This window comes from Actinoplanes sp. NPDC051388 (assembly GCF_055586225.1).
In genome coordinates this window covers 12,974-25,572 of sequence record NZ_JBVJIP010000030.1, presented here as the reverse complement: position 1 = coordinate 25,572, position 12,599 = coordinate 12,974, and the positions used below count along the sequence as shown (strand labels likewise).

Here is a 12,599-nt window from a genome sequence, read left to right as displayed (position 1 = left end):
CCGCCGGTCAGTCCCTGGCCAGACCGGCTCGCCGCAGCGCCTCGGCCATCGCGTCGTTCTGCAACGCCGCCGGGGCCTGCGGGCGCCGCTGCTGCCCCTGCCCCTGGCGCTGCTGTCCCTGTCCCTGGCGCTGCTGCCGCGGCTGGCCCCCTTGAGCCTGGCCCTGGCCCTGGCCTTGACGCGGGCGCTCGTCGCGTTTCTCCCGCGGCGGCCGCTGGTCGCGCGGCTTGTCCTGGAGCTTCATGGTGAGCGAGATCCGCTTGCGCGCCTCGTCCACCTCGACCACCCGCACCTTGACCACGTCACCCGACTTGACCACCTCGCGCGGGTCCTTCACGAACGTGTCGGACAGCGCGGACACGTGCACGAGCCCGTCCTGGTGCACGCCGACGTCCACGAACGCGCCGAACGCCGCCACGTTGGTCACCACGCCCTCCAGGATCATCCCGGGTCGCAGGTCGGCGATCTTCTCCACGCCCTCGGCGAACGTCGCCGTGGTGAACTGCGGCCGCGGGTCACGCCCCGGCTTCTCCAGTTCCTTGAGGATGTCGGTGACCGTGGGCAGGCCGACCGCGTCGGTGACGAACTGCGTCGGCTTCAGGGCGCGCAGCAGCGGGCTGTTGCCGATCACCGTCTTCAGGTCGCCGCCGGCCGCGGCCAGGATGGTCCGCACCACCGGGTACGACTCGGGGTGCACCGACGAGTTGTCCAGCGGGTCGTCGCCGTCCGGGATCTTGAGGAAGCCGGCGCACTGCTCGAACGCCTTCGGGCCGAGCCGCGGCACCTTCTTCAGCGCCTCGCGTGAGCTGAACCGCCCGTTCGCGTCGCGGTGCAGCACGATGTTCTCGGCCAGCCCGGCGCCGATCCCGGAGACCCGGGTGAGCAGCGGCGCCGAAGCGGTGTTCACGTCCACGCCGACCGCGTTCACACAGTCCTCGACCACCGCGTCCAGCGAACGGGACAGCTTCACCTCGGACAGGTCGTGCTGATATTGCCCGACGCCGATCGAGCGCGGGTCGATCTTCACCAGCTCGGCGAGCGGGTCCTGCAGGCGGCGGGCGATCGACACCGCACCGCGCAGCGAGACGTCCATGCCGGGCAGTTCCTGCGACGCGTACGCCGAGGCCGAGTAGACCGACGCGCCCGCCTCGGAGACCATCACCTTGGTCAGCTTCAGGTCAGGGTGCCGTTTGATCAGGTCGGTGGCGAGCCGGTCGGTCTCCCGCGAGGCGGTGCCGTTGCCGATCGCGACCAGGTCGACGTGGTGCTGCTTGGCCAGAGCGGCCAGGATCTCGATGGAGACGTCCCACTTGTTCTGGGGCACGTGCGGATAGATCGTGTGCGTCGCCACGCACTTGCCGGTGCCGTCCACCACGGCCACCTTGACGCCGGTGCGGAAACCCGGGTCCAGGCCCATCGTGGCGCGGGTGCCGGCCGGCGCGGCCAGCAGCAGGTCCCGCAGGTTCGCCGCGAACACCCGCACGGCCTCGTCCTCGGCCGCCTGGAAGAGCCGCACCCGCAGGTCGGCGCCCAGATGGATCAAAATCCGGGTGCGCCACGCCCAGCGCACCGTGTCGGCCAGCCACTTGTCGCCGGGCCGGCCGTGGTCGACGATGCCGAAACGGCCGGCGATCGCGCCCTCATAGGACCGGTCCTCCACGTCCGGCTCCGCGGCCGGGTCCATGGTGAGGTCGAGGACCTCCTCCTTCTCGCCGCGGAACATCGCCAGGATCCGGTGCGACGGCAGCTTGGGGAACGGCTCGGCGAAGTCGAAGTAGTCGGCGAACTTGGCGCCCTCGGTCTCCTTGCCCTCCCGCACCTTGGCCGCCAGCCGACCCTTGGTCCACATGCGTTCGCGCAGCTCACCGATCAGGTCGGCGTCCTCGCCGAAGCGCTCGATCAGGATCGCCCGGGCGCCGTCCAGCGCCGCCTGGGGGTCCGCGACGCCCTTGTCCGCGTCCACGAAGGCGGCCGCCTCCACCTTGGGGTCGCGCGCCTGGTCGCCGATCAGCAGATCGGCCAGCGGCTCCAGGCCGGCCTCACGGGCGATCATGGCGCGGGTCCGGCGCTTCGGCTTGAACGGCAGGTAGATGTCCTCCAGCCGCGCCTTCGAGTCGGCGGCCAGGATCTGCGCCTCGAGCGCGTCGTCCAGCTTGCCCTGCGACCGGATCGACTCCAGCACCGCGGCGCGCCGTTCCTCCAGCTCGCGCAGGTAACCGAGCCGCTCCTCCAGGGTGCGCAGCTGCTGGTCGTCCAGGGTGCCGGTGACCTCCTTGCGATAGCGGGCGATGAACGGCACCGTGGCGCCCCCATCGAGCAGGTCGACCGCGGCGGTCACCTGGTTCTCCCGTACCCCGAGCTCTTCCGCGATGCGCTGATGAATCGTGGTCGTCACGGCAGCGATTGTGACTGAGCCGGACACGGGTTGTCGCGCCGCCCCGCTCAAGGCGAGAAGATGATCACCCGTGACGATCGTCGTCCGGTGGGACGCGGCACGTCGCAGACCTGACCCAGCAATGCTCTCGCCCGGGTCGCGGAGTACCGATCGCCCGCGTCGGTGAACGCCTTGACCGCCTGTCCCATGCGGCGGCGAGCCGCGGCGTCGCGACCCGCCACTTCAGTGCCGCGCTGAGGTTCGCCAGCTCGGCTCCCAGGCTCCGCAGATCACCCGACTCCCGGTGAAGGCGAACGGCCGGCTCGTAAGCCTCGGCCGCCTCGTCGAAGCGCCCATGCCTCATGTAAGGCAGTCCCGAGACCTGACGATGCGGCCGCCTGGACCTCGGGCTCCGCGAGGCTCCGGCCGATCTCGAGCTGCTCGTCGTGGACGGCGATCGCGTCGTCGATCCGCCCGGATCGCCGCCGGATCGTGGGTGCGCTGGCCCGCTTCCAGCGCCACCGCCGTGGAGGAGATGAGCTGGTCGTGCCGGCGGCGTGCGTTGAGGAACCGGGCCAGCGCGAACGGGAGCCTCTTCGCCGGACGTGGTGGCGGCCCAGGTCGAGGGTGTGCCGCGAGGTGACCAGGGCGGCGGTCCGGTCGTCGCTGGGCAGGAGCGGGATCACCTGGTCCGCGGCGGACGCGTTGTCGACCACCAGCAGGATGCGGCGTCCCTGATCCGCGTAGGCGCTCAGGACGCTCCGGAAGAGCCGGCTCTTGTCCTGCAGTGCGTCCGGGATGGTCGCGCCCCTGGATCACCGCATGGAAGTAGATGCCGCCGTTGATCTCATTGGACACCCCGGGCGCGTCACTCACGGAAGTCCCGGCCCTGCTGGACAGGGCCGAAGAGACCATGATCCACTTGGCACTCGACATTCTGCGGGCCATGAATCCACCATCCACGTAGGGTCGGAATCGTGTATGCGGCGATGTGGCACGGCAAGGGTGACGTCCGATGGGAGGAGCGGCCCGATCCGGTGATCGCGCTGCCCACCGACGCCGTCGTACGGGTGGTCGCGGCCTGTGTCTGTGGCTCCGACCTGTGGACCTGGCGTGGCGCACGGCCGCCCGCCGACCCGCATCCGATCGGGCACGAGTTCGTCGGCGTGGTCGAGGAGATCGGCGCCGAGGTGACCACGCTCCGGACCGGCGACTTCGTGATCGGACCGTTCTCGATCAGCGACAACACCTGCCGCCACTGCCTCGACGGGGTGACCACCTCGTGCGTGCGGGCCCAGTGGTGGGGCGGCACCGACCCCGACGGCCGGGTGCTGGACGGCGCCCAGGGCCGGTTCCTGCGGGTGCCGCTGGCCGACGGCACGCTCTACCCGACCCGCGAACGGCCGGACGACGCCCTGATCCCGGCGCTGCTCACCCTCTCCGACGTGATGTCCACCGGCTATCACGCGGCCGTCTCCGCGGGCGTCGGCAAGGGCAGCACGGTGGCCGTGGTCGGCGACGGCGCGGTCGGGCTGTGCGCCGTGCTGGCCGCCCGGCGGCTCGGCGCCGAACGGGTGATCGCCTTCTCGTCGCACACCGACCGGCAGGTCATCGCCACCCGGTTCGGTGCGGACGACGTGATCTCGGCCCGCGGCGACGACGGCGCGGCGGTGCTGCGTGACCTGCTCGGTGACATCGGCGCGGACTGCGTGCTGGAGTGCGTCGGCACCGAGACCTCGATGGCGCAGGCGTTTGCGTCGGTGCGCCCCGGCGGCCGGATCGGCTACGTCGGCGTCCCGCTCGGCGGCGCCAAGCTCACCATCCAGCACATGTTCTCGGCCAACATCGGGGTGGCCGGCGGGGTCGCCCCGGTGCGGCACTACCTGCCCGGGCTGGTGCCCAGCGTGCTCTCCGGCGCGCTCAACCCGGCCGCGGTCTTCGACCTGCGGTTGCCGATGGAGCAGGTCACCGATGCCTATCGCGCGATGGACGGCCGGAAGTCGATCAAGACGCTGCTGTGGCCCTGATCGCCATCATCGCCGCCTCGGTGCGGGAGGCGGCGCCGGTCTTGCGCAGCACGTTGGACACGTGCACGGTCACCGTGCGCACCGAGATGCCGAGCGCGCTGGCGATCTGCTTGTTCGACATGCCCTCGACCAGCAGGCCGAGCACCTCCCGCTCGCGCGCGGTGAGATCCGGACTGGGCATCAGCCCGGACGGGCCGTTCGCGCCCTCCACGGCCAGCAGCTCGGTCAGCCGATAGGGGTTGCCGCCGGTGCGCCGCCACACCGCCTCCGCGACGCCGGGCGTGAGCGTGCGGTCGGCGTACACATGGTCGAGAATTTGACCCACCTGGCTCGGGTCGAGAGCGTTGAGGTGGTGGCGCACCGCACCCGGCACGCCCGACAGCCGCGCCAGCGTGCGTGCCGTGAGCAGCGGAGACACCGCCGCGTCGGGTGGCTGACTGGTCACCAGGAGCAGGGCCGGCAGGTCCGCGGTGGCCAGCTCGGCGATCAGGTTGAGGCTCGCCGGGTCAAGAGCATGAAGATCCTCCACCACGAGTACGCGCGGAGCCCCGCCGACCAGCTCGCGCACCGTGGCCACGGCGATCCGCAGCAGCGCGTCGGGAGGGTAACGCTCCCGGGGGACATCGGGATCCTGTGCCAACCAGCGCAGCGCGTCGGGTGGCAGGCTGAGCCCCGAGGTGTCCCGGCCGGCCAGCGCGGCGGCCAGCCAGTCATAGGGCGCCGGGGAGTGCAGCCGCGCCGAACCCATGATCGCGCCCTGCGGCGCGGCGGCCGCCACCAGCGCGGTCTTGCCCGTGCCGGGCAGCCCGGTGATCACCGCGGGCACCGTGCGCCCGGTGCGCCGCACACGCGCCCAGGCCTCCCGCAGCTCCCGCAGCGCGGCCTCGCGTCCCACCATCGGCACCGGCATCACCACTCAACCCTACGTAACAGGTACTAGAGACACCGAACCCGGTCGCTGGCACTCTGGTCACATGACTTTTGTCATCCGCGCGGTCGCCGCGACCGACCAGGGCCTGGTGCGGTCCAACAACGAGGACGCGGTGTTCGTCGGGCAGCGCCTGATGGTGGTCGCGGACGGCATGGGCGGCCTGCCCGCCGGCGAGCTGGCCAGCGACATCGTGGTCCAGGCGCTGAGCACCGTCGACGGCGAGCCGGGCGGCGACGAGCCGCTGCAGGACGTGATCCAGGCCGTGGAGATCGCGAACGGCCGGATCGAGGCCGCGGTCGCGGACGACGAGGCCCGCGAGGGGATGGGCACCACGGTGACCGCGCTGCTGCTGGCCGGCGACCGGGTGGCCGCGCTGAACGTCGGCGACTCCCGGTGCTACCTGCTGCGCGCCGGCGACCTGTCGCAGCTGACCCGCGACGACACCTATGTGCAGGCGCTGGTCGACCAGGGTGTGCTGAGCCCGGAGGACGCGCGCCGGCACCCGCAGCGGGCGCTGGTCACCCAGGCCGTGCAGGGCGGCACGTTCCGGCCCGCGGGCCGGATGATCCCGGTGCACGCCGGTGACCGCTTCCTGCTCTGCAGCGACGGCCTCACCGACTATGTCGAGGACGAGGTGATCGCGGCGACGCTGCGGGCGCACGACGACCGCAAGACGTGCGCCGCCGAGCTGGTGCAGCGCACGCTCGAGGCCGGCGCGCCCGACAACGTGACGGTCATCGTCGCCGACATCGACGCGGTTTCTTAGCCGGCCTTTTTCGCCGGCCTTCTTAGTCGGCCTTCTTCGCCGGCGGCTGGGTGGCCGCCTGGGCCATCTTGGCCAGCCGGGCGAAGTTGATGCTCCACCCCACCCCGAACGGCATCTTCCCGACGATCTTGGGGTTGTCCGGGTCCCAGACCGAGCGGACCACCTTGTCCGGGGTGGGCGACCGGAAGTCGTAGGGCACCCCGCCCACGTCACCGTTCCAATCACGCTGGTCGACGGGCTTGTCCAGTTCCTTCTTGACGGCGGCGCCGGCCAGGACGGCGGCGCCCACTGCCACGATGCGGGTCAACATCCGATCAGCCTACGACGGCGCTGCCAGCCGTATCCTTCGTCCGTGCTGATCGCCACCGAACGCCTAGCACTGCGCCGCTTCCGCGCTCTTGACCAGGCCACGCTGGCGGCCTATCGCGCCGAACCGGAGATCGCGCGCTACCAGGACTGGAACCCGTCGACGACCGCCGCCGACCTGGCCGCCGGCGACCCGGACGAGCCCGGCTGGTTCCAGTGGGCGATCGAGCGCGCCGAGGACCATCGGATGATCGGCGACCTGGGCGTGCACACGCACCAGAACCGCATGCAGGCCGAGATCGGCTTCACCCTGGCGCCCTCGTTCCACGGTCGGGGCTATGCGACCGAAGCCGTCCGCGGCATGCTCGACCACCTGTTCCGGGTGCGCGGCCTGCACAAGGTCTCGGCCGAATGCGACGCCCGCAACGAGGCGTCGGCCCGGCTGCTGACCAGGGTAGGTTTCCGGCCGGAGGGCCACCGCCGCGAACACACCTGGATCAAGAACGAGTGGACCGACGACCTGCTGTTCGGCCTGCTCGCCCGGGACTGGCTCGGCGCGCCGCGCTAGCCCGGGTCACCGACCATCCGGTCCGCACCACCGGCTCGACCGCGCCGCCCGTGCCGGGCCCCAACGACGGACCCGGCATCGACCAGGAGGGCGTTGGAGCCGGGGCGCCGGCCTCCTCAACTGATCGCACTCAGCTGCTGTGCTATCGCTCGCTCGGTGGGCCGCGTTCGCTGTCGCGTGGTCGCTCAGTCGGTCGCCACATTCGGCAGCTTTGCGACTACCTGCCCGTCGGATTTCGGCGCGGACCGAAAGAGGTGGTGTCGTCAGGGCGGAGATCGGGTCCGAGGAGGCCGCGAGGAGACGGTGGCCGACCAAGCCTGCGTGACGCGCTGACCCGATTTGGCACGCTGTTCGGAAGCGGCATCCTGCATCGCCTATGTCTGCGCCGAGCTCAATGTTTTCCCCGAACGCTGCTTGGTCATCACCTTTACCCGCCGGGCCGCCGAGGTGGGAAGCGATGCGGCAGGTCAACCCGGCATCGGGAGTTGGTCTTGTCGAGGAAGGTCCGTCAGGACGGCCGGACCAGGCCCGTTCGGTAGGCGGTGATCACCAGCTGGGCGCGGTCGCGGGCGGTCAGTTTGGTGAGCAGGCGGCTGACGTAGGTGCGGACGGTGGCTCGGCTCAGGTGCAGGGTGGCGGCGATCTCGTCGTTGGAGAGGCCGTGCGCGATCTCGGTGAGCACATCTCGCTCGCGGTCGGTCAGGGCGGCCAGGGCGGTGTTGTCGATGCCTCTCGGGGTGGCGCCGATCGCGGCGTCCATCACCCGGCGGGTCACCGCGGGGGACAGCAGGGCGTCGCCGGCCGCGACCAGCCGGACGGCGCGCCGCAGCTCGTCGGGGCCGCAGTCCTTGAGCAGGAAGCCGGCCGCACCCGCCCGGATCGCGGCGAACACGTGGTCGTCGGTGCCGTAGGTGGTCAGCGCCACCACCCGGACGCCGGTCAGGGCCGGGTCGGCGACGATCCGGCGGGTGGCCTCGATGCCGTCGACGCCCGGCATCCGCAGATCCATCAGCACCACGTCGGGGTGTTCGGCCGCGACCAGCGCGAGGGCGGCGGACCCATCCGCGGCTTCGCCGACGACGGTCAGGCTGGGGTCGCGCTCCAGCAGCGCGCGCAGCCCGGCCCGGACCAGCTCCTGGTCATCCGCGAGCACCACCCGCACAGTCATGGCGTCACGCCTGCGGTCATGGCGAGGGCCTCCGGGATGGTCGTCGCGTCCTGGTCGTCGGCTGGCATGACGTGCACGGTCGGGGCGCCGCGCTTGCGATCTTGGCGGCGGCCGTCGTTTCGCTGACGGGGTCTTGGCGTCGGCATCGCGGTCACGGTCATGGCCGGGGGATGGCGGTTGGTCATCGGGTCGTAGCCTTCGCGAATCATTGGGCCGGCTCCGCGGGTAGTGCGGCCTCGACGACGAAAGTCCCGCCTGTGCTGTGGCCCGCGGTCAGGGATCCGCCGAGCAGGGCCGCGCGCTCACGCATCCCGCGCAAGCCGTGCCCAGTGGGTGCCGGCCCTGTGCGGTCCGGGCCGTGCTGGGAGTTGTTGGTGATGCGCAGGGTGAGTTCGGTGGGGCGGTAGGACACCGTGAGCGTGACGGGGTGGCCGGGAGCGTGGCGGCGGGCGTTGGTCAGGGCCTCCTGGACTATGCGATAGGCCGTCGCGTCGACCACGCGGGGCAGCGGGCGCTCGTCGCCCTCGACCGTCACCTCGACGGGCTCGCCGGCGGTCAGGTCGCCGAGACGGTCGAGCATGCCGATCGGAGGCTCGAGGCCGGACTCGCCGCGCAGGGCCGCCATGGTGCCGCGCAGTTCGCGGGCCGCTCCGCCGCTCGCCTCGCGGACCCGGCCCACCGCGACGCGGGCGGCCGCCGCGTCGCCGTCCTCGATCGCCTCCGCGGCGACGTCGGCGTGCAGGGTCACCACCGAGACCGTGTGGGCCAGCACGTCGTGCAGGTCGCGGGCCAGGGACACCCGCTCGGACTGCACCCGGCGGTCGGCCTCCCGGGCCAGCCGGGCGGCCACCTCGGCGCGCCACAGGCGGCGGGTGCGGACGCCGTCGCCGAACACGATCGCCGCGGCCATCACCGCGACCGTGGTGGGCAGCTCGTAGGCATACAGGTAGGCGGGGTCCTCGCCGCCTGCCGTGCGGGCCACCGACGAGACGATCACCAGGGCCGCCGCGGTGCCGATCGCCCAGCGCAGCCGCCCGGCCTCGGCCGCGGAATAGAGCGCGGCGCCGACCGGCAGGGCCAGCCCGATCGGCGGGAGCCCCAGCGCGTAGTAGCCGAGCAGGCCGATGCCGGACGCCACCAGGGTGAGCACCGGATAGGGCCGGCGCACCAGCATCAGCGCGCCGAAACCCACCGCGAACAGGTACGCCACCGGCGGCGTCCCGTCGCCGCGCACGTTCGCGGTCACCGCCGCGCCGATCAGCCCCGCGGTGAGCGCGCCCAGCGCGGCGTCCAGCAGGCGATCACGGCGGGCGTCCACCTCCGCAGGGTAGGCGGCATTCACCGGGCGCGTCTCTCGACCAGCACGCCGGCCGCCGCGCCGGCGACCGCGAGCAGCGGTGGCGCGAATCCGAGCAGCAGGGCCACGCCGAGGTTGTCCGCCGGGTCGGTCAGCCGGCCGACCACTTCGGTCAGCAACACGCCCACCAGCAGGCCCGCGAACATCCCGATGACCAGCGCGCCGACCGTCCTCATGCCGGGTCGTGAAGCTCAGGCGCGGGAGAGGCCGCCGCCCGGCGCCGGCGCAGGATTGCCCAGGCGATCAGGCCCAGCACGGCGCCCTGGGCGGCGTTGAAGATCAGGATGGCGGGATAGCCGGGCAGCGGGATGGTCTCGGCCGAGGCCAGAAACGGTTGCAGGGACCAGTTCAGCAGGATCGCGCCCACACCGTAGGCGAGGCCGGCCGCGGTCAGCGTGTGCACCGGCTTCGGCACCTTGCGCACCACCACGACGGCCACCCACACCGCGGCCAGCAGCCCGGTGATCAGCAGCGGCCCGAACGGTTTCGTGAGCGGCCCGGAGTCATAGGCGCCCACGATGCTCAGCACCGGCCGGATGAGCCCGAGCAGCCCCAGCGCGGCTGCGAGTCGAAGATTCATGCCTACGACGCTAGAAATTCCGGGGCGTCACCGAATCGGGCTGATGTTGACGATCCCGGTCAACACCGAAGGGCACGGCGGGCAGCCACCCCCGCGGGCTGTCAATCCAAGTGGTAGCTCAGGCGTGCATCTGTGGACCGGATGCGCGGCTGGCCTACCACTCGGGGTTTGGGGTTGGGGGTGAGTTGCAATCCGCGTGAAGGGTGCGCGCCTTGCCTTGGACGCGCCAGCGGCCTCGAGGTGCACGCCCGGCCCGGCGGGAGCTGCGGTCTGCGACCACCCACCCAGGCACGACACCTTGCATTTGATCTTGGCTGGAGAGACGAACCGCCGGCCTCGGAAGGACGAGACCGGCGGTGCCGAACTATCCCTCGTAGTGGAGCCAGACGGCGCCGAGCGGGGGCACGCGCAGGGAGGCCGACGCGTTCATGCCGTGCCAGGGGAGCTCGTCGGCGTGCACCTCGCCGAGATTGCCGACGCCGGAGCCGCCGTAGAGCGTGCTGTCGGTGTTGATCACCTCGCGCCACAGGCCGGGACGCGGCAGGCCGATGCGGTAGCCCTCGTGCGGGACCGCGGCGAAGTTGACGACCACGGCCATCATGTCGCCGCTGGGGGAGAAGCGCAGGAACGAGAACGTGTTGTGCTGGCTGTCCTCGCTGGTGATCCAGCGGAAGCCGCTCGGCGAGGTGTCCTGGGTCCAGAGCGCCGGCGTCTGCTTGTAGACGCGGTTGAGGTCCTGGATCAGGCGGTAGATGCCACCGCCGCCGCCCTCGTCGGACAGCAGGTTCCAGTCGAGGCCGCGCTCCTCGCTCCACTCGCGCTCGTCGCCCATCTCGGCGCCCATGAAGATGAGCTGCTTGCCGGTGAAGGACCACATGAAGCCGAGCAGCGCGCGGGTGTTGGCCAGTTTCTGCCAGCGGTCGCCGGGCATCTTGCCGGTCAGCGAACCCTTGCCGTGCACGACCTCGTCGTGGCTGATCGGCAGGATGTAGTTCTCACTCCAGGAGTAGACCGTGGCGAAGGTCATCTGGTGGTGGTGCCACTGGCGATAGATCGGCTCCTTCTCCATATAGGACAAGGTGTCGTTCATCCAGCCCATGTTCCACTTGAAGCCGAAGCCGAGCCCTCCAAGGTGGGTGGGCCGGGTGACGCCGGGCCACGCGGTGGACTCCTCGGCGACGGTGATCACGCCGGGGTTGTTCTTGTAGACGGTCGCGTTCATCTCCTGCAGGAAGCTGATCGCGTCGAGGTTCTCCCGGCCGCCGTACTGGTTCGGGGTCCACTCGCCGTCCTTGCGCGAGTAGTCCAGATAGAGCATCGAGGCGACCGCGTCCACCCGCAGGCCGTCGGCGTGGAACTCCTCGCACCAGTAGACCGCGTTGGCCACCAGGAAGTTGCGGACCTCCTTGCGGCCGAAGTCGAACACGTACGTGCCCCAGTCGGGCTGCTCGCCGCGCCGCCAGTCGCCGTGCTCGTAGAGCGGGGTGCCGTCGAAGCGCGCGAGCGCCCACTCGTCCTTGGGGAAGTGCGCTGGCACCCAGTCCAGGATCACGCCGATGCCGGCCTGGTGCAGTTTGTCGACCAGGAACCGGAACTCGTCCGGAGAGCCGAAGCGGGACGTCGGCGCGAAATAGCCGGTGACCTGGTATCCCCACGATCCGCCGAAGGGATGCTCCATCACCGGCATCAGCTCGACGTGAGTGAAGCCGGCATCCACGACATACTCCACCAACTGCGAAGCCAGCTCGGTGTACGACAGGCCGGGCCGCCACGATCCGAGGTGCACTTCATAGGCGCTCATCGGCTCCTGGTGCCACTGCCGGGCGGCGCGCTCGGACATCCACTCGCCGTCGGCCCAGTCGTAGCTGGACTTGAACACCACCGACGCGGTGGCCGGCGGGATCTCGGTGTGTTGCGCCAGCGGGTCGGCGTGCTCGCGCCACGCCCCGTCGCGGCCGAGGATCTTGTACTTGTACCTGGTGCCGATGTGCGCGTTGGGCACGTACAGCTCCCAGACGCCGGTGGAGCCGAGCGAGCGCATCGGCCAGCCGTCATACGGCCCCCAGCCGGCGAAGTCCCCGATCACCTGCACGCCCTGCGCGCTGGGCGCCCACACCGCGAACGCCACGCCGGTGTCCTTGGGCTGCGCGCCGAGCACCTTCCACAGCTTCTCGTGCCGGCCCTCGGAGATCAGGTGCAGGTCGAACTCGCCCAGCGTCGGCAGATGCCGGTAGGGGTCGTCGCACTCCGTCCCGTCCACGTCGAGCCGGTAGTCGAGCACCAGGCCGGGCACCTCGGCGGCGAAGATGCCGTCCGGGTGCACCGGGACCATCGGCACCCGCTCGCCGCCGACCACCAGAGTGACCTCCTTGGCACCCTTGCGCAGCGTGCGGATCACCGTGTTGTCGCCGGCCGGGTGCGCGCCGAGCACCCCGTGCGGGTCGTGCGTCTCCCCGGCGATCACCGCGTTCATGGCACGGGGGTCGGCGGCCGCGGACGGTGTGGTCGAGTGTCCGATCATC

12 protein-coding genes are annotated in these 12,599 nt (G+C 71.3%); 3 read left to right on the top strand and 9 right to left on the bottom strand.

The window, feature by feature from the left end; all coding sequences use genetic code 11:
- Positions 1–7 precede the first annotated feature (7 nt).
- On the bottom strand, positions 8–2,395 hold the full coding sequence (locus ACZ6TI_RS45170; protein WP_465351471.1) for a Tex family protein: 2,388 nt from the start codon (positions 2,393–2,395) through the stop codon (positions 8–10).
- A gap of 956 nt (positions 2,396–3,351) precedes the next feature.
- Between ACZ6TI_RS45170 and ACZ6TI_RS45165 the strand changes: the two genes are divergently transcribed.
- Positions 3,352–4,401: a zinc-binding dehydrogenase gene (locus ACZ6TI_RS45165; RefSeq protein WP_465351470.1), complete on the top strand. Its 1,050-nt coding sequence runs from the start codon at positions 3,352–3,354 to the stop codon at positions 4,399–4,401.
- Here ACZ6TI_RS45165 and ACZ6TI_RS45160 read toward each other — a convergent pair.
- The gene (locus tag ACZ6TI_RS45160) at positions 4,379–5,299 is read right to left on the bottom strand and encodes a LuxR C-terminal-related transcriptional regulator (RefSeq protein WP_465351539.1); all 921 of its coding nucleotides are present in this window, start codon (positions 5,297–5,299) and stop codon (positions 4,379–4,381) included. The two genes, ACZ6TI_RS45165 and ACZ6TI_RS45160, sit on opposite strands and share 23 nt — an antisense overlap.
- A gap of 76 nt (positions 5,300–5,375) precedes the next feature.
- Here ACZ6TI_RS45160 and ACZ6TI_RS45155 point away from each other — a divergent pair, with 76 nt between their 5' ends.
- Positions 5,376–6,098, top strand: a complete 723-nt coding sequence (locus tag ACZ6TI_RS45155; protein WP_465351469.1) for a PP2C family protein-serine/threonine phosphatase — start codon at positions 5,376–5,378, stop codon at positions 6,096–6,098.
- Between the two features lie 22 nt (positions 6,099–6,120).
- On the opposite strand, the gene ACZ6TI_RS45150 is transcribed toward ACZ6TI_RS45155, so the two are convergent.
- Complete coding sequence (locus ACZ6TI_RS45150) at positions 6,121–6,408, bottom strand: DUF5808 domain-containing protein (protein ID WP_465351468.1); 288 nt, start codon at positions 6,406–6,408, stop codon at positions 6,121–6,123.
- 42 nt (positions 6,409–6,450) lie between these two features.
- Here ACZ6TI_RS45150 and ACZ6TI_RS45145 point away from each other — a divergent pair, with 42 nt between their 5' ends.
- Positions 6,451–6,972, top strand: coding sequence for a GNAT family N-acetyltransferase (locus tag ACZ6TI_RS45145; protein ID WP_465351467.1), 522 nt, complete (start codon positions 6,451–6,453; stop codon positions 6,970–6,972).
- A gap of 508 nt (positions 6,973–7,480) precedes the next feature.
- Here the strand turns inward: ACZ6TI_RS45145 and ACZ6TI_RS45140 are convergent.
- From ACZ6TI_RS45140 to glgB, 6 genes are all read right to left on the bottom strand, one after another.
- Entirely contained in the window at positions 7,481–8,140 is a 660-nt protein-coding gene (locus tag ACZ6TI_RS45140) for a response regulator (protein ID WP_465351466.1), read from the bottom strand.
- Positions 8,137–8,301: a hypothetical protein gene (locus ACZ6TI_RS45135; protein ID WP_465351465.1), complete on the bottom strand. Its 165-nt coding sequence runs from the start codon at positions 8,299–8,301 to the stop codon at positions 8,137–8,139. The genes ACZ6TI_RS45140 and ACZ6TI_RS45135 overlap by 4 nt, the downstream gene beginning before the upstream one ends.
- A gap of 44 nt (positions 8,302–8,345) precedes the next feature.
- The gene (locus ACZ6TI_RS45130) at positions 8,346–9,458 is read right to left on the bottom strand and encodes a sensor histidine kinase (protein ID WP_465351464.1); all 1,113 of its coding nucleotides are present in this window, start codon (positions 9,456–9,458) and stop codon (positions 8,346–8,348) included.
- 20 nt (positions 9,459–9,478) lie between these two features.
- Positions 9,479–9,673 (bottom strand): DUF5957 family protein, encoded by a 195-nt coding sequence (locus ACZ6TI_RS45125; protein ID WP_465351463.1) that lies wholly within the window; start codon positions 9,671–9,673, stop codon positions 9,479–9,481.
- Positions 9,670–10,077, bottom strand: coding sequence for a hypothetical protein (locus ACZ6TI_RS45120; protein WP_465351462.1), 408 nt, complete (start codon positions 10,075–10,077; stop codon positions 9,670–9,672). Before ACZ6TI_RS45120 ends, ACZ6TI_RS45125 begins: the two co-directional genes overlap by 4 nt.
- Before the next feature lie 364 nt (positions 10,078–10,441).
- Positions 10,442–12,598 carry a 1,4-alpha-glucan branching protein GlgB gene (glgB, locus tag ACZ6TI_RS45115; protein ID WP_465351461.1) on the bottom strand — a complete coding sequence of 719 codons (2,157 nt, stop codon included), beginning with the start codon at positions 12,596–12,598 and terminating at the stop codon, positions 10,442–10,444.
- Position 12,599 lies beyond the last annotated feature (1 nt).